This window comes from Chroococcidiopsis thermalis PCC 7203 (genome assembly GCF_000317125.1).
Lineage (GTDB): Bacteria > Cyanobacteriota > Cyanobacteriia > Cyanobacteriales > Chroococcidiopsidaceae > Chroococcidiopsis > Chroococcidiopsis thermalis.
Map to the genome: position 1 here is coordinate 288,137 of NC_019695.1, position 17,665 is coordinate 305,801.

A 17,665-nucleotide genomic window follows, 5' to 3' on the forward strand; every position below is an offset into this window, starting at 1 on the left:
AGAATCTCCGCCAACTGGGACTTATAGTAGCGATATTGCGACCCAGAGGATAGTTTCCTATTGACTAAAACATAGATGTAGTGTTTCACTAAGGAGTATTCTGCAAGACTACACTATATATCGCATATTGCAGTTTCTCCGAACTCAGCTTTAACTCAAGCATCTGGATAAAAGTGACTTTATGATTGCTCAGCTAGAGACCCCAACCGTTCATTCTCCTTGCCAACCACCATACACAGTTGAAGGATTAGTACAAGTCTTTACTTGCTCTCGTCGTACCTTTTTGACAAGCGTGATGGCACAGGCTTTAAGGGTTTCCGGTCAAGGGACTCCAGCGCTCATCGTCCAATTTCTCAAAGGTGGGATAAATCAGGGTCATTGTCATCCAGTTAAGTTGGGGCAAAACTTGGATTGGATTCGCTGCAATCTTCCCCGTTGCATTGACACGCCACAATTAGACGAATCCGAAAACCGTTCTTTACAAGAACTGTGGCAGCATACGCGCCAAGTTGTTTCCCAAGGGCAGTACTCATTGGTAGTATTAGATGAATTAAGCGTGGCTGTCGAATTTGGCTTAATCCCTCTGGCAGAAGTCTTAGATTTTATTCAAAATCGCCCCAAGCACGTCGATGTGATTTTGACTGGCTCGAATATGCCTCAACCCGTACTCGATGTGGCAGATCAGATTACAGAAGTACGGCGCAGCCACCAGATGTAAGTTTTTCTAGGCTAGAATGCCTGTGAATTTATTATATAAATAGTGCCTCCTAAAGCGCTATGTCGCGCGTTCGAGACGTACCAGTCCCGTAATTTAAGATATGAAGTCAGGCAGAGCGATCGCAATTGCCATCAATTTCTAAATTGCATATCTCTTTCGATAAATTGTATTTCTTGATGTAAGGCTTCTAATTCTTTTTGAGTCTCTTCCAGCTCGATACGAGTTGTATCAAGTGCCGTTTTTGTTTCCTGACATGTTTCCGAAACTCTGGCTAATTCCGAATATTTGTATTCTAGTTTTTCTATGATTTGTTGGCGATCGCTGACATCGATGAACGTCAAGTTAACTCCCAGCAAATCATTATTTGTGCTGAAAACAGGTGCGATAAAAATATCGAGATACTTTGTTCCTTCTGAAGTTATCCACTTAATATTTTTCAAATTGACTGGACGACGATCGCAGTAAAATTTGCCGATCGCAACATGGGAACTCACTAACTTTCCGGGTAAAAGTTCTGAAAACGGAAGGCTCCAATCGGAGAGCGTTAATCTAAATAAAAAGTTTGCCTGTTCGTTAGCAGCAACTAAACGATTATTCAGATCGACCGATAGCTGAGCAAAAGGACTTGTCTCAAATGCAGCTTGCCAAAAGCATAGTTGGGAGACTAGTGAATCGCTAGCTTCCTTTAGGCGAAATTTAGGAGTGATTGAGAGGCGATCGCCTAACTCCAAATGTAGTCCTTTGATATAAATTCGATGCTTGATATTTTCTAGCATGAAAATCGGTCTTTGAGCGGTCAGTGTTTCATGCTTACCTAGAAAGAGAAAGCCGTTGTTTTTCAGCGCAAAATGAAAGCGAACCAGAATTCTTGCTTGGATATCTGGATTGAAATACATTAGGGTATTACGGCACGCCAGCAAATCGATTTTGGACATCGGTGCATCTTCAGCTAGGTTATTACAACCACAGATGACCCTACGGCGAAGTCTGCGATCGAAAGCATAGCCTTGCTCGGTTGGCTCAAAGTATTTCTTGAGTAAATCTGGAGCAAGTCCTTTCACTTCATTCGCGCGATATACCGCTTGTCGTGCTTGTTGAAGGGCAACTTTATCCACATCGGTAGCATAGAGTTGAACTCGCTGCAAACACGACTCAATTCCCAAAGCTTCTGCAAACAAAATGAGTAAACTGTAAACTTCCTGCCCAGAAGCACAGCCCGCACTCCAAACGCGAATCGGTTCGTCAGGCTGTTTGCTAGCAATAATTTGAGGCACGATATCGCTGGCTAGATAATCCCAAGCTTCGCGATCGCGAAAGAAACTAGAAACGTTAATCAGTATGGAGTCTAAAAGCTCAATCCACTCTTGAGAATGGCTTTGCAAATACTGTAAATAGTCCTGATAGCGCTCAATGTGGAGCTGCTGCATTCGGCAAGAGAAACGCCGCATTAAGGTAGGGCGTTTGTAGCCTGTAAAGTCACAACTCTGGTTGCGTTTGAGGTAGTCTAATAACGCTTCAAAATCTCGATCGAGTTCGGGGGGCTTCATTAATAAATTTTAAAGTTTATCTTGGTAGTTTAAAATTCTTAATACAAAACTTATTGCGACTTCAGCGAAAATAGCCAGCCGATCGCGGTTGCTCCTGACTCAACTCCCAAACTTTCGACATGGAACGTCCCATTGTGGAGTTCGACCGAGTATGGTGTCTCTATGCTACTGACACTGACATTGTGTCGCTCTACCAGTTTTCTTTCGTTACCCTCAATAGACTGGGGCGGATCGATCGAGTTAACCTAGACTAGAGAGCGAGGCTCTCAGGTAAAATCCGCTCTAAAAATTGAGTCATAATTGAGATTTTAGATTTGTGATTCATCCAAAATCCCAGTCTCTCGCTAGCGATCGCCAACACTCAACTCAAAATCCAAGATCGGTGGTGGTTCTAGGTGCTGGGGCTTGGGGAACGACGTTAGCATCTCTCGCAGCAGCTAATGGTCATCGCGTGCAAGTGCGATCGCGGCGCGATGGGGCAATTTCGCCTAGCGAGATCGAACGTGCGGATGTAGTTGTTTCTGCTGTCTCAATGCAGGGTGTAGCAACAGTCGTTCGAGAAATTCAGACTTTACCCCTCTTGCCGACAACAATTTTTGTCACGGCAACCAAAGGACTCGATCCGGTCACAACTCTCACCCCAGCCCAGATTTGGCAGGCGGCTTTTCCCGATCGCTCGGTAGTTGTACTGTGCGGTCCTAATTTAGCCAAGGAAATTCAACAAGGATTACCCGCTGCAACTGTTGCTGGTAGTACTGACGACAACGCCGCAGTAGCAGTGCAAGCAGTATTTTCTTCACCGCAGTTCCGCGTTTATACCAATTCCGACCCTTTGGGCGTAGAGTTGGGGGGAACGCTGAAAAATGTGATGGCGATCGCGGCGGGTGTTTGCGATGGTTTGCAGTTGGGTACAAATGCTAAAGCTGCACTCGTTACCCGTGGACTGACGGAAATTATCCGCATCGGCAACAGCTGGGGAGCAAAAACAGAAACTTTTTACGGTCTATCTGGTTTGGGCGATCTGCTGGCAACTTGTAACAGTCCCCTCAGTCGTAATTATCAAGTTGGATATCAACTCGCCCAAGGTAAAACCCTGTCCGCAATTCTCGCTCACCTAGAAGGAACAGCTGAAGGCGTGAATACGACTCAGGTACTCATGCAACGCGCTCGCCAGCAAGACATCTATATGCCGATTACGGCTGAAGTTTATCGTCTCCTGCAAGCGGAAATTACACCCAAGCAAGCGCTGGAAGCACTGATGCTGCGCGACCTCAAATCGGAATTATTGTAGAGGCGATGGTTTGACCGAATCGCTCCTACGTAAATCCACACAAATTTCATAAAACTTTACGCGATCGCGGCTGATTCTCCGAAATTTCTCAGGCAAAAATTGTAGTTTACACTGGGGTGCGATCTCACACATTTATCTTAAATCGCGTTTATTCTTGAAACGCTTATTTTGCGATACTTTTCAGCCTTTCAACAAGATATTGAAACCAAATTGCTGCTTTAAGTATCCGCAATCCTAACATCCGTAGCAGTATCAGTTCGTACTTGAATTCACTAGAAAATTTGGAGTTATTCCTGAAGTTAGTGGGCGCGATCGTCAAGTTTCCTCGTAAATCTAGCAGCAAGATGTTAGTTCGCCAAGATCGCTGGGAACAATAGCATCAGCAACAAGAAGCAACCGAGTGAAGTCTATTGTCACCTGGAGCAGTTGAGATAACCCCTATGCAAGCACTATCTTTTTACGCGGACGCAGCCTACGAACCCCAATCAGCACCCCAGCGCTTTCGGTCAGATTATCCAGAAGATGATACCGATCTGGGCGTAGATGACCTGCTGACTTTGGATATTGACTCTAACGAGCGGGAGAGCCTACAACCTGGTGTTACCCGTCGGACTACAGACCTAGTTCGTTTATACCTGCAAGAGATCGGTCGCGTCCACCTGCTAGAAAGAGATGAAGAAGTTTCCGAAGCTCAAAAAGTGCAGCGTTATTTGCGAATGCGGGCGCTGTGCGTCAGTCATGCAGCAAAGGACGACTCGATTATCAAAACATACATCACCCTAATTGAAGCCCAAGAGCGCCTGACCTCCGAGCTAGGACACCGCCCCTCTTTAGAACGATGGGCTGCTAGCGCTGGTATATCCGTGATGGAACTCAAACCCGCTTTGGCAGTTGGGAAGCGCCGTTGGGCTGAAATTGCCAAAATTACCGTCGAAGAATTAGAGCAAATTCAAAACGACGGGATTCATGCCAAAGAACACATGATCAAGGCGAATTTACGCCTAGTTGTTTCAGTTGCGAAAAAGTATCAAAATCGCGGTTTGGAACTGCTAGATCTGGTTCAAGAAGGTACTCTGGGGTTAGAAAGAGCGGTAGAAAAGTTCGATCCTACCAAAGGTTATCGCTTCAGCACCTACGCTTATTGGTGGATTCGTCAAGGTATTACCCGCGCGATCGCCACCCAAAGCCGTACCATCCGTCTTCCAGTTCACATTACAGAAAAACTGAATAAAATTAAGAAAGCTCAGCGAAAACTGGCGCAAGAAAAAGGTCGTACCCCTACAATCGAAGATATTGCGCTCGAATTGGAGATGACTGCGCCTCAAGTACGGGAAGTGCTACTGAGAGTTCCTCGTTCCGTATCTTTGGAAACAAAAGTTGGGAAGGAAAAAGATACTGAGTTAGGAGATTTACTCGAAAACGACAGTATTTCCCCTGAAGAGTTGCTCATGCGTGAAGCTCTCCATCGAGATTTACAGCAACTTTTAGCAGATTTAACCGATCGCGAACGGGATGTTATTTTGATGCGCTTTGGTCTGGGAGACGGACACTGTTACTCTCTAGCCGAAATTGGACGCGCTTTAGACTTATCACGGGAAAGAGTGCGTCAAATTGAATCTAAAGCACTACAAAAGCTACGACAACCCAAACGACGCAATCGCGTGCGGGATTACTTAGAGTCCTTGAGCTAACAATTTGAGCTAACAACATCGATCGGGTGAAGGATCGTGACCGTGTTTTTTACAACCTAGTTAGATTCACTTTCATTCTTCGTTCTTCACCTCTTCTGCCTATTTTTTAGCCAGAAGATTTTTATTATCTGTAAACTACGACTCTCTTTTCTTAAAAATCATTCTCAATAGTTATAGCTTGTTGACACTTCAACCAATAATTGACTATACTTATCAATTATTAAGCTTGCTTAAAAAGGTGGTTATGACTGCATACTCAGCTACCTCACTTAAGGCAGAACTCAACGAGCGGGGTTGGCGACTCACACCGCAGCGCGAAACGATCCTACAGGTTTTTCAAGAACTGCCTAGAGGAAAACATCTAAGTGCGGAAGAGCTTTACCAACAATTAGAAACTCAAACAGCAGGAATCAGTCTGTCAACGATTTATCGCACTCTAAAGTTAATGGCGCGGATGGGAATTCTGCGTGAGCTGGAGTTAGGAGAGGGACATAAACATTACGAGATCAATCAGCCTTACCCTCACCACCACCACCATTTAATTTGTGTTAGGTGCAATAAAACAATCGAGTTTAAAAACGATTCCATCTTAAAAATTGGCTCAAAAACAGCTGAAAAGGAAGGGTATCATTTGCTCGATTGCCAACTAACAATTCATGCTGTTTGTCCTTCTTGTCAAAGAGCGTTGTTGCCGATCTAGAATCTTGGTGTTATTGGTTGTCGGTTGTCGAGCGCAGCTTGCTCTTCACTGGATTTTCTCAATGTTACCTGCTTTGATCCAGCCTTCGCGATCGCTATCCGATAAGCGAACTCTTTGCCAATTTTTATCTGGACTTGCTTCTAAAACTACGATTTGTTGATTGTATTCCAACCCGCCGATGCGTTCAGCACCCGCTCCAGGCTCGGCACGGAGACTTAAGCCTTTTTCCCAAGACACCCTAGCTCTATAGGTTCCTGGCGCTAGAGGCTCAGTAGAATTAGTGTCAGAATCCGCTTTCTCGATCGTAGATTCAGCGTTATTAGTATTATCGGGATTAGATATTTCAGGCTGTGCTTGCTGTTTCGGAGCAGGCACAGCTTTTGGTTTTTGGTTGAGTTCGTTAGCAAAAGTCGGCTTAGGCGGATGAGTTGTGACTCTATACATAAAATATAAAGCAACTGCGGCGCTACCACCAGCCAAGATCGCCAGCGCTAAGCTAACACCCAGGACAAATTTAGCTGCTCCTGCCAAAGTCATGGCGATACCCTACTATTGTCCCATAATCACTACAGCACGAATCCTAGCATAATCGTCTGAATGTAGTAGATTTTTTAATTATTGGTAATGGGTAATGGGTAATGGGTAATGGGTAATTGGTAGTTGCCCCTCTGCTCCCTGCTCCCTGATAACTGATAACTGTTCTACTGCAATTGCCGCTGAATTCGGTTGCTCAGGCTGCTGTGTTTAGAGGCAAGACGGGCTTTTCCAGCCGCTGCCCAATCTTGCAAAAACTGAATTTGTTCTTGGGCAGTACGGGCAAGAGGAATGATTTGACTCGCCGCCTCTAAAATGTCGTCAGTAGTAAAGTCTCGATTTTGACTGAAGCCGATGTGCATGGCTTCCACGATTGTTTGCTCGATTTCTGCCCCAGAAAAATCAGGAGTTTCGTAGGCAAGGCGATCGAGATCGTAACTTTTGAGATTATGCGATCGCAGGCGAGATAAATGGACGGTGAAAATTGCTTTGCGTTCTTCCTGAATCGGTAAACCAACAAAAAAGATTTCGTCGAATCTGCCTTTACGCAACATCTCGGGTGGTAAAGCATGAATATCGTTGGCAGTAGCAACGACAAACACGGGAGAAGTTTTTTCTGCCAACCAAGTGATAAATGTTCCAAAGACGCGGCTAGTCGTGCCAGCATCGCCTTTTGCTCCCAACCCGGCAAAAGCTTTATCAATCTCATCTACCCAGAGAATACAGGGAGATAGAGCTTCTGCGACTTGAATCATTTGTCGAGTGCGAGATTCCGATTCTCCGACCAAACCACCGAATAATCGCCCCACGTCCAAGCGTAACAAAGGTAAGTGCCAGTGGTGGGCGATCGCCTTCGCTGTTAGCGATTTACCCGTTCCCTGAATTCCAACTAACATCAGTCCGCGTGGATGGGGTAAACCATATGCCCTAGCGCGTTCGCTAAATGCTCCACCCCGACGTAACAACCAATCTTTGAGATTGTCTAAACCGCCAATATCCGAAATTTTTTCAGTGGCAGGGTAAAAGTCAAGAATTTGAGTTTGGCGAATGGTCTGGCGCTTTTCTTCCAAAACCAATTCGACATCTTCCGGTTGAATCTCTCCGTGAGAGGCGATCGCTCTTGCTAGTACCCGCCGAATCCGTTCGATCGATAATCCTTGGCACGAACGCACGAGTTCATCTACCGTTTTAGCCTCTAAAGATTGCCCTGTGGCTGCCAAAAGGCGTTCTACCTCCAACTTAATCTCAGCGGCTGCGGGTAGGGGAAATTCTAAAATGGTTAAAACTTCACCCAATTCTTCCGTAGTGACGATTCGTGGCGACAGCAAGACGATATTTTTCGGTTGCGATTTGAGTACCCGCGCTAAGTTGCGGAGTTTGCGCGACACGGAAACATCTTCTAAAAAGCGATGAAAATCACGCAAAATAAAAACTGCCGGAGCCGAAGCAGGCAGTTTCTCGACAAATTCTAGAGCTTGTAGAGGATTGCGACGACCGAAACCAGCATCGTTAGGATTACCTTGGTAGCCATCGACAAAATCCCAATTATAGACAGCGCGATTTCCTTGGATGCGGGCTTCTTCCCGAATTGCTACTTCGGCTCGTTCTTCCTCATAGGTAGGAATATAGACGATCGGGTAGCGGGCGCGTAGCAACAGTGCAAACTCTTCGCGGAAGCTCATATCAGGTGTCCCTAATTAGACAAGTGATTTTTCAAGGATTCTAAAGATGCCCAGCGGCGATCGCTTGATGGTTCTGACGGTTCTTCTGGCTGCGGCGATAGTTGAATGCCCTGACACAGACTGTCACACAACTGACGCTGAGGCATGGCTAGACATAACTGCTGGTACAACCACTCCCCAGGATCGAAATGACCTGTAGGCTGTAAAGTTTCGACCAGATCTTCAAATGCGACTTCTAACTCGATCGCAGTTTCTTCTTTACCTGCTTCTGGATCTAGCCAAATAATTTCTGAAGCTTCTACTTTCAGGCGATGGTTGTACTGTTGCAAACAGCGATGGCAAGTTAAGGTAACGATGGTTTCTACCTGAGCTGAAACCTCTAAGTAGTTGCCACCGTGTTGCACGCGCACCTGACCACGCACCGGAGTTAGGGTGTCTAGATCGGGTAAGAACTCATCAACCTCGATGACCCTAGTTTTTTGCGGTGCTGTGGTCAGATGAGGAATGTAAATTGCCTCCATAGGGCTTGCCAAGTTGTAAATTAAATAATCTCAAATCCTCAATTCCGAATTCCGAATTCCGAATTCCGAATTCATTTCCAGTCTAACTACTACCGATCGTGCGAATCACCAACTGACGATGCGGTTCTTTGCCACGACTGAAACTTTCTAAATCGGGAAAATCCTTCAAAAAAGTATGAATTTGCCTCCTTTCAGCGGACGAAAGAGATTTGATCTCCACCTCTTGTCCTGTGGTACGGACTTGTTCTATCGCTGAGGTGGCGATCGCTTGAATTTCTGCTTGTCGCCGCAAACGATAGCCATCCAGCTCAATTATATAAGCGGCTTGCCGTTCCTGAGGTTGATTTAAATTCAGGGTAGCATTAGCAAGATACTGAATGGCATCTAGAACCGAACCTTCCGCACCAATCAAAGCTTGGACTTGCTCTGGTGGTAAACTAGTTTGCTCGATTGTCAGCCAATAACTATCGTGTTCTTCTGGGTCGCTGTTTGCTGTCTTTGGGGTTTGCAGTTTAGCTGTAACTTGAGTAGAGACTCCTGACAGTTGCAGGAGTTGCTCTAGCCATTGCTGACCCCGCTGCCCGATCTGCTCGTCACTCATGATTTAGCCTGAAGGTTTCTCTTTTTTCTTCCGCCCTGGTTCAAAAGGAAGCGACTGACGACCTGCATCGTCTCCTGCTTTAGCATCTGCTGCTTCGACAAGCTTTTGTAAGTTTTCTGGCAGGGGTTCGCGGGAAACAATGTATGTCTGGAGTGTTTGGAATATATTCGCAATCAGCATGTACATCAACACGCCAGCAGGTAGCGGGAAGAACAAAAACATCCCTGAGAAAATAATTGGGGTGATCTTGTTGACTGTATCTTGTTGGGGATTGTTAGAGGTAGAACCTTGACCGGATAGCACTTGGTTGAGATAGAGACTTAGACCAAAACCAATCACCATTGCCACAATATCCCAATGGATCGTTCCGTCTTCATCAAAAGCGCCAACTCTGCCGAGGGCATCAATAAATAAAAAGCCCTTGTTAGCTGCAAGTCCAGGGATTGTTGCTTGAATTGTCACATCACCTGGTTGGAGGGCTTCGATAGTACCGTTTTCATCAATTTTTATCCTTTCTTCCCCTTTAGTGACTTTCCATTTGGGGACGAGATTGGTGTCGGGATACTCTGCTGCTAGGGCTGAGAAAGGCTTGCCCTCTGGAGTTTGAAAATCAATTTTAGTTTTGTCCCCGACCACCAATTTATTACCACTGGGCAAGATCGCCGCAACGCGAGCGTGAACGCCATCGGTAATGTAAATGTTTTGCGGCGGAGTGGTAAAAGCCTGCGGCTGAATGCGTTCGATCTGTTCTTGGGGAAAGACTTGCAGGTTGACGTTGTAGTTGATATCCGAAAACGGCGAGCCCCGCAGCGTCGCGAATAGGGCGAACAGTACGGGCATTTGCAGTAAGACTGGCAAACATCCTGCCAATGGATTGCCAAATTCTTTGTAAACAGCGCCCATTTCCTCCTGCATTTTGGCAGGATTGTCTTTATAACGCTCTTGAATCTCTTTGACGCGCTTTTGCATCAAAGGTTGAGTAACTCGCGTGCGGCGCATTGTCCGAATCGATCCGGCACTCAGCGGATAGAGCGCAAAGCGAATCACCAGTGTCAAGGCTACGATCGCCAACCCGTAGCTCGGCACGATCCCATAGAAAAAATCTAGGATCGGCAACATGACGTTGTTGGAAAGAAACCCTATACCAAAATCCATTATCTTGAAGTCAACCTGAAATAATTTGTCATTCGTCTGAATCTAATCTATCCGATTTTAGTCATCGGTCATTTGTCATCAGTCATTTGCCAACCAATGACAAGCGATCGATAACTAACAACAGAGAACTACTAATTGCTTACATAATATTCTCAAGTTGTAGCTTTGGTTTTGACTTGAGGATTTTTTTCGGCTGCCTTTTCGCTGATATAGTCGTATAGTTCGCGGAATTTGGGAACCGATCGCATTTCCAAACGGCTACCGTTTCTTAAAGTTAGTACCATATCGCCCCATAAACCGAAGCCACGCGGCACTTTCACAATTTTGACAATTTCAGCATAAATGATATCGGTGCGATCGCGCCCCATCCAGCCGCCTGTAACAGAAATACGGCGATTTGTGATGCGGTAGCGCAACCACAATGCCCGTACAATTGCACCAACTGTTAAGGGGATACCAATCAGCGTCAGCCCGATGAGCAGGTTAATAATTAGATCCCCAACGTGAGGACCACCTTCGTAGTAAACTTCTTCACGAATTCCCATTAAGCACCTCGGCTGCTACCAATAACTGCTCTAATTCTTGCAGAAATTGTTTGGTTACGCACTCCTGTCGTGCTGCTGATGGGTGAACGATAACTACCAGTAACCATCCAGGTGAAATTCGCGGCAATAGACAGCGAAAGGCAACCCGCAGTTGTCGCTTAATCCGATTGCGAACGACTGCTTTTTTACTCACTTTTGTGCTGATGGAAATACCGATCCGTGTAGGCGCACCTACTTTATGCGTAGCTGTGGCTAGCTTGCCATCTGCTACTGAAGTTGTGGCATTTTGCATTCGCAAAGCTCTCAAAGTCATGCGATCGCTGTTGCGCCGTATTCCAGCTCGAAATACGGCGCGAAAGTCTTCTCTACTTGAGAGCCGATTTACTTTTGACAAACCCAAATGACCAGTTATCAGTGAAGAACGGGAGTAGGGAGCAGGGAGCAGGGAGTAGGGAAAAGTTGTCAGCAGCTAGTTAATTGTCTCTTGCAAAAGCGCCAATTACCAATTCCCACTCACTACTCACTGATTCAGTCACTTCTATTAGGGACTTTAGACAGTGAGGCGATGACGACCTTTTCTGCGGCGCGCTCTAATCACGTTTTGTCCGTCGGGGGTACGCATCCGAGCGCGAAACCCAGATGTTCTCTTTCTTTTGCGGTTAGTACCTTCCAGCGTGCGTTTCATAAATCTGCTCTCTCAGTTATTCGGAATTTTTAGCTAAAAAAGTCACAATCTGCAATTTTAGCATGAAACCTTCGTAACCAGATAGTTGTTGTAGAGACGTTACGAGTAACGTCTCTACAACAACCGCCGATCGCCGATTAACTGATAGTAACGATCCACGTTCCCAGATAGCGCAGTAGCGGTACGTCTCCAGGTGTTTGAATCTGACAGTTAAAGTAGAAAGTACCACCAGAGCTAGGATTTTTCACGTTCGAGAAGACCAATTCCACTCTGCTACCAGCTGGAACGGGTTCTTTAGGATAAATATCGACTTTATGATTTTCCTTATCCCAAACAACTTCTTGCAACGGCACTTTATCGCCTTTAATCCGCACCTCAATCCGATCGGTGTCAAATTTACCTTTAAAATAGTCCGGGTAGGAAATAGAAAACTGCGATACTGCCAAGTTCAGCTTTTTCTGTGGAATTCTCAACCGATAGCGATCCCAGCCGCTAGTTTGTCCGCCAAAGTCTAATTTGTAGGGGAGTTGATTCTCGCGCTTTACGCCACTCCAGAGAGTAAATCCTGATGTACCCTGAGCGGATGATACAAGGGGCAACCCAGTTAGTAATAAGCCAGAAACGGCGATCGAGGCAAGTAGGCGACGCATAAAATCTCCTTCGGACAACAATTGTAATGAGCCGCACTCCTCACAAGCAAGAATAGTGCGTTACTAAGTCTAATTTACTAGAACTCGCTCGCTCTCTACAGACGCTGCGTGTTAGTTATTAGTTGCAGTTGTCAGGGAGCAGGGAGTCGGGAGTCGGGAGCAGGGAGCAGGGAGACAAGAGGGACAAGGGGGACAAGGGAGACAAGGGGGACAAGGGGGATAAGGGAGACAAGGGGGACAAGGGAGACAAGGGAGACAAGGGAGACAAGGGAGACAAGGGGGACAAGGGGGACAAGGGGGACAAGGGGGAAAAAATTCTCCCTTGTGTCCTCCCACACTTCCCACCCCCCATTCTTTACTGGTCACTGATAACTGACAATTGCTCGCTCAATTACGAATTACAAATTACAAATTACGAAATATAAACTTTTTGTTATAAAAATTGAGTTGTTGAGTCACACAATTGATAGTTGTCTACGCTACAGTCATCAAGATACCTTTTGAGCAAGTTTTATTTAATAGTTTTATCTTAGTTCTAGACAAAACCCGAACAAAACGCAGACTAAATCGGGTGCTATTACAATTGCTTGATATGTTAAGAAAAAAGATTACAGCAGGCTTGTCAGCAGAGGTAGTCATTCACTTTCATCTGGCAATTCCTAAAAGAAGTTAAAGAGGTAGATCTCAGCTTTGAAGCGCAACATAAGATCGAAAAAATGTGAGGATCGATCGCAAGATCTGCAATTTTTGCATTGTTATGATGCCAAAAATAGATTGCAATTGGTAAAAGAGGAGTAGGGAGATTAAGTATTACTCGATCGCGAGAAAACTGCTAACAAAGCGCAAAGATTTGCGATCGCATGAGAGGAAGAATTTAGCTGTTGTGTTAACGGAGAAGTCATGAAAATAGCGGTGGCAAAAGAAATCGAAGTTGGAGAGCGTCGGGTCGCTCTAGTACCAGATGTCGTTGCCCGATTGGTAAAACAAGGTGTAGAGGTGTGGGTAGAAGCGGGAGCTGGCGATCGCGCTTTCTTCTCGGATGCAGCCTACGAAGCCGCAGGAGCCAAAATCGTTAGCGATCCGGGATATCTGTGGTGGGAAGCAGACGTGTTGCTGAAAGTAGGAGTCCCCCAAGAACGCGAAGATGGACGCTCGGAAGTGGAAATGTTACGGGAAGGAGCTGTATTAATTAGTTTCCTCAATCCCTTGGGAGAACCTGCGATCGCCAAGCGGCTAGCAGAACGGCGAATTTCAGCCTTTAGCATGGAGATGATCCCCCGCACGACTAGAGCGCAGAGCATGGATGCTTTGTCTTCTCAAGCTTCGATCGCGGGTTACAAAGCAGTGCTAATTGGAGCGGCAGCTTTACCCAAGTACTTTCCCATGTTAACAACAGCGGCGGGGACAATCGCCCCAGCCAAAGTATTCATAATTGGTGCGGGAGTAGCAGGATTACAGGCGATCGCCACTGCAAGACGACTGGGAGCAGTTGTAGAAGCTTTTGATATTCGTCCGGCGGTGAAAGAAGAAGTCCAAAGCTTGGGAGCCAAGTTTGTTGAAGTGCAGTTAGAAGAAGAAACTGTAGCTGCTGGCGGCTATGCAAAGGAAGTTTCGGAAATAGCAAAACAGCGCACTCAACAAGCGATCGCGGAACACGTCAAGCTATCAGACGTAGTTATTACCACTGCACAAGTCCCTGGTAGAAAAGCACCGATCCTCGTGACAGAAGAAATGGTAGCGCAGATGAAGCCAGGTTCGGTAGTGGTCGATTTAGCCGCAGAACAAGGCGGGAACTGCGCTTGCACGGAGCCAGGAAAAGACGTACAGCGCAATGGTGTTACCATCATCGGCACGATCGATCTCCCCTCATCCGTACCCATCCACGCCAGCCAGTTGTATGCCAAAAACCTGCTGTCACTGGTGCAGTTGATGATTAATAAAGAAGATAAAAGCCTTCAGCTCAACTTTGAAGACGACATCATCGAAGCAGCCTGTATTACCCACGCTGGAGAAATTCGCAATTCACGGGTAAAGGAAGCCTTGGCAACACTAGTGGGGATTGGTAATGGGTAAAACAAAAGTCAAAAGTTAAAAGTCAAAAGTCAAAAATAATTCCGACTCCCACTCTCCCGACTCCCGACTACCAAAAGGAGGATTAATTCATGACAGAAGCTTTAATTGCCGCTTTATTTGTGTTTGTTTTGGCATCGTTTGCAGGATTTGAGGTGATTAATAAAGTCCCGCCGACACTGCACACGCCTTTGATGTCTGGTTCTAACGCAATTTCAGGGATTGCGGTGATCGGTGCTTTGCTGGTTTCTGGTCCTCAAGAATCAAATTTATCAGTGATTTTGGGCTTGATTGCCGTGATTTTAGCCACAATTAACGTTGTCGGTGGTTTTTTAGTCACCGATCGCATGTTGCAAATGTTTAAGAAAAAAGAGGTGAAAGCGTGAGCGATTTTCTGCCAACTGGGATTCAGCTAACTTATTTAGTCGCTGCCTCTTTATTTATTATTGGTTTGAAAAAACTGAGTTCGCCTGCAACAGCGCGTAACGGTAATCTGTTGGCGGCGATCGGGATGCTACTGGCGATCGTGGCAACGCTGCTCGATCGCCAGGTGTTGAACTATCAAATGATTGTAGTGGCTTTGGCGATCGGTTCGGCAATAGGTGCGATCGCGGCTTACAAAGTCCAAATGACGGAAATGCCTCAAATGGTAGGCTTGCTCAACGGTTTAGGCGGTGCTGCTTCTGCTTTAGTAGCAGTTGCCGAGTTTTGGCGATTGTTGGGAACTGCCGAACCAGTGCCGCTCGATGCCAATATCTCCATGCTGCTAGATGTCTTTATCGGTGGCATCACCTTCACGGGTAGTATGCTGGCTTTTGCCAAGCTACAAGGACTGATTAGTGGTTCCCCGATTACATTTCCCTTGCAGCAACCAATCAACGCTCTGCTGCTAATTAGTTACATCGTAGGTAGCGGCTTTTTGTTGGTCGATCCGACTAATTTACCCGTATTTTTGGGATTAGTCGCTGTTTCCCTGGTTCTAGGGGTGATGTTCGTCGTCCCCATCGGTGGAGGCGATATGCCTGTGGTGATTTCGCTGTTGAACTCCTTTTCTGGTTTAGCAGCGGGTGCGGCTGGTTTCGTAGTCATGAACAACGTGCTGATCATCTCTGGTGCATTGGTAGGCGCTTCGGGATTGATCCTGACGGAGATCATGTGTAAAGCGATGAACCGCTCCCTGATTAGCGTTTTATTCGGTGCTTTTGGTGGCGGTGGCTCGGCTAGTGGTGCTGGTGGTGCTGCCGCAGGCGATCGAGCTACCCGTTCTGTAGATGCTGAAGAAGCCGCAATGATGTTGGGTTATGCTCGTTCTGTAGTGATCGTTCCTGGTTATGGGATGGCAGTAGCTCAAGCACAGCACACCGTTCGGGAGCTTGCCGATCAACTAGACAGATTGGGTGTAGAAGTCAAATATGCCATTCATCCTGTAGCGGGACGGATGCCGGGACACATGAACGTGTTGTTGGCAGAAGCAAACGTGTCTTACACCCAGTTGTACGACATGGATGATATCAACCCCCAGTTCGATCAAACTGATGTGGCTTTGGTAATTGGTGCAAACGATGTTGTCAATCCTGCCGCACGGCACGATACCGCGAGTCCGATTTATGGAATGCCGATTTTAGAAGTAGACAGAGCAAAGCATACAATCGTGATTAAGCGAGGCATGAGTACGGGTTTTGCAGGGGTAGACAATGAGTTATTCTACAAAGACAAAACCATGATGTTTTTTGGTAGTGCTAAAGATGCCGTAGCGAAGTTAGTATCGGAAGTGAAGCATCTGTAGGAATTTGAAATTTTGGTTCTTGCGCAGCTGAAGGCAAATTTCATCATAATTGGTTTCATGTAGGGGCGCACAGGTGTGCGCCCCTACATATTGCGCCCCTACGTGTTGTGTTTGGATAAATTCATGGGGAATGGAGCTAATTTTCGTCAGCGAGTTTTAGTCTGTCAAAACCGTACTTGTCGCAAGCAAGGTGCGCGTAAGGTGCTAGCAGCATTTCAAGCGCAGTTAGTTCCTGGGGTGGAAATCGAGAGTAGTAGTTGTTTGGGACAATGCGGTATGGGACCAATGGTATTAGTTTTGCCAGAAGAGGTTTGGTATTGCGGGGTACGTGCTGATGAAGTTTTGGCGATCGCCCAACGCCACCTTAGAGAGGGGAAACCCGTCACTGCTATGCTGTACAAGAAGTTTCATCATTAGCAGTTAATCCCATCAGAAGTTAATCCCATGCATCAACTCCCCGATCGCAAACCCGTCAGCGTTTGGAATTATAAGCCTTGGTGGTGTCAGCCTTGGTCAATTTTCCTTACAGGTGTAACGCTCATTAGCGGTAGTTGGTTGTTAGTTAAAACTTGGTGGCTGACGATTCTCGTTGCCATACCCGTACTCACCTGGATGACTTTTTTTCTCTTCATTTACCCCAGGGTAGTCATACAAAATGGTATTTTGGACGCACTGCCACCTAACGATGAATAGACTGCGATCGCGGTGGCAAGCGATCGAACAAGAACACTCGCACTGCACCAAGTTAGCATGGGAGCAATCTTGCCATCCCTGGCAAACTGTATATGGAACAAACGCATCTGGATTGGTTAATCGAGCTGAGCGAGCGGGAATTACTGCCTGGATTACAGATTGACAGCATCGAACCCCATAACCCTGTAGTCGTCAGTAAAGTTCCTTCTCCTTGGCAATTACTAGGAACGGGGAATTATGCCGCAGTATTCTATCACCCCAGCCAGCCAGATCGAGTCGTGAAGGTCTATGCACCCAATCGTCCGGGTTGGACGGAGGAAGTAGAAGTTTACCACCGTTTGGGTTCCCATCCTGCTTTTTCTGAATGTTTATATGCTGAGGAAGGCTGGTTAGTTCTGAAGCGGTTGTATGGCATGACTCTATACGACTGTATGCACCAGGGAATACCAATTCCAAAGCAAGTCATTAAAGACATCGACGCAGCTTTAGACTACGCCCGTAAGCGCAAACTGCATCCCCACGATGTCCACGGTCGGAATATTATGATGTGGGAAGGCAGGGGATTTGTAGTCGATGTTTCTGACTTCTTGCACGAAGAAGCTTGCTCGGCATGGCAAGATTTGAAGAAAGCTTACTACTGGCTGTATCTGCCGATTCTTTACCCACTACGGCTGCGAATGCCTTATTTTATTTTAAATATTGTCCGCAAGTCCTACCGTTTGTATCGTCGTTTTGTTTCTAATTGGTAATTGGTAGATGGTAATTGGTAGTTGGTAGTTGATGATTCAAGTACTTT

The 17,665-nt window shown here is 46.2% G+C and carries 21 protein-coding genes; 11 read left to right on the forward strand and 10 right to left on the reverse strand.

Annotation, left to right across the window (positions count from 1 at the left end):
• The first annotated feature begins 181 nt into the window (after positions 1-181).
• Entirely contained in the window at positions 182-718 is a 537-nt protein-coding gene (locus tag CHRO_RS01235) for a P-loop NTPase family protein (RefSeq protein ID WP_015152355.1), read from the forward strand.
• Between the two features lie 131 nt (positions 719-849).
• Here CHRO_RS01235 and CHRO_RS01240 read toward each other — a convergent pair whose 3' ends face one another.
• A complete protein-coding gene (locus CHRO_RS01240) occupies positions 850-2,265 on the reverse strand; it encodes a CheR family methyltransferase (protein WP_015152356.1) in 1,416 nt (471 codons plus the stop codon).
• 319 nt (positions 2,266-2,584) lie between these two features.
• Between CHRO_RS01240 and CHRO_RS01245 the strand changes: the two genes are divergently transcribed.
• From CHRO_RS01245 to CHRO_RS01255, 3 genes are all read left to right on the forward strand, one after another.
• Entirely contained in the window at positions 2,585-3,556 is a 972-nt protein-coding gene (locus CHRO_RS01245; RefSeq protein ID WP_051033319.1) for an NAD(P)H-dependent glycerol-3-phosphate dehydrogenase, read from the forward strand.
• 440 nt (positions 3,557-3,996) lie between these two features.
• Positions 3,997-5,247, forward strand: a complete 1,251-nt coding sequence (gene sigC / locus CHRO_RS01250; RefSeq protein WP_015152358.1) for an RNA polymerase sigma factor SigC — start codon at positions 3,997-3,999, stop codon at positions 5,245-5,247.
• 244 nt (positions 5,248-5,491) lie between these two features.
• Complete coding sequence (locus CHRO_RS01255) at positions 5,492-5,947, forward strand: Fur family transcriptional regulator (protein ID WP_015152359.1); 456 nt, start codon at positions 5,492-5,494, stop codon at positions 5,945-5,947.
• A 45-nt stretch (positions 5,948-5,992) separates the two neighbouring features.
• On the opposite strand, the gene CHRO_RS01260 is transcribed toward CHRO_RS01255, so the two are convergent.
• The 9 genes from CHRO_RS01260 to CHRO_RS01295 form a co-directional block, all read right to left on the reverse strand.
• Complete coding sequence (locus CHRO_RS01260; protein WP_015152360.1) at positions 5,993-6,484, reverse strand: SH3 domain-containing protein; 492 nt, start codon at positions 6,482-6,484, stop codon at positions 5,993-5,995.
• Between the two features lie 164 nt (positions 6,485-6,648).
• Positions 6,649-8,163, reverse strand: a complete 1,515-nt coding sequence (locus CHRO_RS01265) for an AAA family ATPase (RefSeq protein WP_015152361.1) — start codon at positions 8,161-8,163, stop codon at positions 6,649-6,651.
• Positions 8,164-8,174: 11 nt separating this feature from the next.
• Positions 8,175-8,684, reverse strand: coding sequence for a YceD family protein (locus tag CHRO_RS01270; protein ID WP_015152362.1), 510 nt, complete (start codon positions 8,682-8,684; stop codon positions 8,175-8,177).
• 82 nt (positions 8,685-8,766) lie between these two features.
• Positions 8,767-9,285: a Jag family protein gene (locus CHRO_RS01275; RefSeq protein ID WP_015152363.1), complete on the reverse strand. Its 519-nt coding sequence runs from the start codon at positions 9,283-9,285 to the stop codon at positions 8,767-8,769.
• Positions 9,286-9,288: 3 nt separating this feature from the next.
• Positions 9,289-10,440, reverse strand: a complete 1,152-nt coding sequence (yidC, locus tag CHRO_RS01280; RefSeq protein ID WP_015152364.1) for a membrane protein insertase YidC — start codon at positions 10,438-10,440, stop codon at positions 9,289-9,291.
• Between the two features lie 152 nt (positions 10,441-10,592).
• The gene (locus CHRO_RS01285; protein WP_015152365.1) at positions 10,593-10,985 is read right to left on the reverse strand and encodes a PH domain-containing protein; all 393 of its coding nucleotides are present in this window, start codon (positions 10,983-10,985) and stop codon (positions 10,593-10,595) included.
• Positions 10,972-11,385 (reverse strand): ribonuclease P protein component, encoded by a 414-nt coding sequence (rnpA, locus tag CHRO_RS01290; RefSeq protein WP_015152366.1) that lies wholly within the window; start codon positions 11,383-11,385, stop codon positions 10,972-10,974. Before rnpA ends, CHRO_RS01285 begins: the two co-directional genes overlap by 14 nt.
• Before the next feature lie 150 nt (positions 11,386-11,535).
• Entirely contained in the window at positions 11,536-11,670 is a 135-nt protein-coding gene (gene rpmH, locus CHRO_RS30175) for a 50S ribosomal protein L34 (protein ID WP_015152367.1), read from the reverse strand.
• A gap of 137 nt (positions 11,671-11,807) precedes the next feature.
• Complete coding sequence (locus tag CHRO_RS01295; RefSeq protein WP_015152368.1) at positions 11,808-12,320, reverse strand: DUF2808 domain-containing protein; 513 nt, start codon at positions 12,318-12,320, stop codon at positions 11,808-11,810.
• Positions 12,321-12,428: 108 nt separating this feature from the next.
• On the opposite strand from CHRO_RS01295, the gene CHRO_RS31050 reads away from it, so the two are divergent.
• From CHRO_RS31050 to CHRO_RS01330, 7 genes are all read left to right on the forward strand, one after another.
• Complete coding sequence (locus CHRO_RS31050; RefSeq protein ID WP_219336053.1) at positions 12,429-12,689, forward strand: hypothetical protein; 261 nt, start codon at positions 12,429-12,431, stop codon at positions 12,687-12,689.
• 531 nt (positions 12,690-13,220) lie between these two features.
• On the forward strand, positions 13,221-14,393 hold the full coding sequence (locus CHRO_RS01305; RefSeq protein WP_015152369.1) for a Re/Si-specific NAD(P)(+) transhydrogenase subunit alpha: 1,173 nt from the start codon (positions 13,221-13,223) through the stop codon (positions 14,391-14,393).
• 89 nt (positions 14,394-14,482) lie between these two features.
• Positions 14,483-14,776, forward strand: a complete 294-nt coding sequence (locus tag CHRO_RS01310) for an NAD(P) transhydrogenase subunit alpha part 2 (RefSeq protein ID WP_015152370.1) — start codon at positions 14,483-14,485, stop codon at positions 14,774-14,776.
• Positions 14,773-16,176 (forward strand): NAD(P)(+) transhydrogenase (Re/Si-specific) subunit beta, encoded by a 1,404-nt coding sequence (locus tag CHRO_RS01315; RefSeq protein ID WP_015152371.1) that lies wholly within the window; start codon positions 14,773-14,775, stop codon positions 16,174-16,176. Before CHRO_RS01310 ends, CHRO_RS01315 begins: the two co-directional genes overlap by 4 nt.
• A 123-nt stretch (positions 16,177-16,299) precedes the next feature.
• On the forward strand, positions 16,300-16,593 hold the full coding sequence (locus CHRO_RS01320) for a (2Fe-2S) ferredoxin domain-containing protein (RefSeq protein WP_015152372.1): 294 nt from the start codon (positions 16,300-16,302) through the stop codon (positions 16,591-16,593).
• 27 nt (positions 16,594-16,620) lie between these two features.
• Positions 16,621-16,869 carry a DUF6737 family protein gene (locus CHRO_RS01325; RefSeq protein ID WP_015152373.1) on the forward strand — a complete coding sequence of 83 codons (249 nt, stop codon included), beginning with the start codon at positions 16,621-16,623 and terminating at the stop codon, positions 16,867-16,869.
• A gap of 92 nt (positions 16,870-16,961) precedes the next feature.
• Complete coding sequence (locus CHRO_RS01330) at positions 16,962-17,618, forward strand: serine/threonine-protein kinase (RefSeq protein WP_015152374.1); 657 nt, start codon at positions 16,962-16,964, stop codon at positions 17,616-17,618.
• The last annotated feature ends 47 nt before the right edge of the window (positions 17,619-17,665 follow it).

Coding starts and splice junctions, on each gene's coding strand:
- CHRO_RS01330 (WP_015152374.1), top strand. CDS start 16,962: ATGGAACAAACGCATCTGGATTGGTTAATCGAGCTGAGCGAGCGGGAA.
- CHRO_RS01275 (WP_015152363.1), bottom strand. CDS start 9,285: ATGAGTGACGAGCAGATCGGGCAGCGGGGTCAGCAATGGCTAGAGCAA.
- CHRO_RS01270 (WP_015152362.1), bottom strand. CDS start 8,684: ATGGAGGCAATTTACATTCCTCATCTGACCACAGCACCGCAAAAAACT.
- CHRO_RS01240 (WP_015152356.1), bottom strand. CDS start 2,265: ATGAAGCCCCCCGAACTCGATCGAGATTTTGAAGCGTTATTAGACTAC.
- CHRO_RS01320 (WP_015152372.1), top strand. CDS start 16,300: ATGGGGAATGGAGCTAATTTTCGTCAGCGAGTTTTAGTCTGTCAAAAC.
- yidC (WP_015152364.1), bottom strand. CDS start 10,440: ATGGATTTTGGTATAGGGTTTCTTTCCAACAACGTCATGTTGCCGATC.
- CHRO_RS01265 (WP_015152361.1), bottom strand. CDS start 8,163: ATGAGCTTCCGCGAAGAGTTTGCACTGTTGCTACGCGCCCGCTACCCG.
- CHRO_RS01260 (WP_015152360.1), bottom strand. CDS start 6,484: ATGACTTTGGCAGGAGCAGCTAAATTTGTCCTGGGTGTTAGCTTAGCG.
- CHRO_RS01255 (WP_015152359.1), top strand. CDS start 5,492: ATGACTGCATACTCAGCTACCTCACTTAAGGCAGAACTCAACGAGCGG.
- CHRO_RS01295 (WP_015152368.1), bottom strand. CDS start 12,320: ATGCGTCGCCTACTTGCCTCGATCGCCGTTTCTGGCTTATTACTAACT.
- CHRO_RS01325 (WP_015152373.1), top strand. CDS start 16,621: ATGCATCAACTCCCCGATCGCAAACCCGTCAGCGTTTGGAATTATAAG.
- sigC (WP_015152358.1), top strand. CDS start 3,997: ATGCAAGCACTATCTTTTTACGCGGACGCAGCCTACGAACCCCAATCA.
- CHRO_RS01285 (WP_015152365.1), bottom strand. CDS start 10,985: ATGGGAATTCGTGAAGAAGTTTACTACGAAGGTGGTCCTCACGTTGGG.
- CHRO_RS01305 (WP_015152369.1), top strand. CDS start 13,221: ATGAAAATAGCGGTGGCAAAAGAAATCGAAGTTGGAGAGCGTCGGGTC.
- CHRO_RS01310 (WP_015152370.1), top strand. CDS start 14,483: ATGACAGAAGCTTTAATTGCCGCTTTATTTGTGTTTGTTTTGGCATCG.
- CHRO_RS01235 (WP_015152355.1), top strand. CDS start 182: ATGATTGCTCAGCTAGAGACCCCAACCGTTCATTCTCCTTGCCAACCA.
- rpmH (WP_015152367.1), bottom strand. CDS start 11,670: ATGAAACGCACGCTGGAAGGTACTAACCGCAAAAGAAAGAGAACATCT.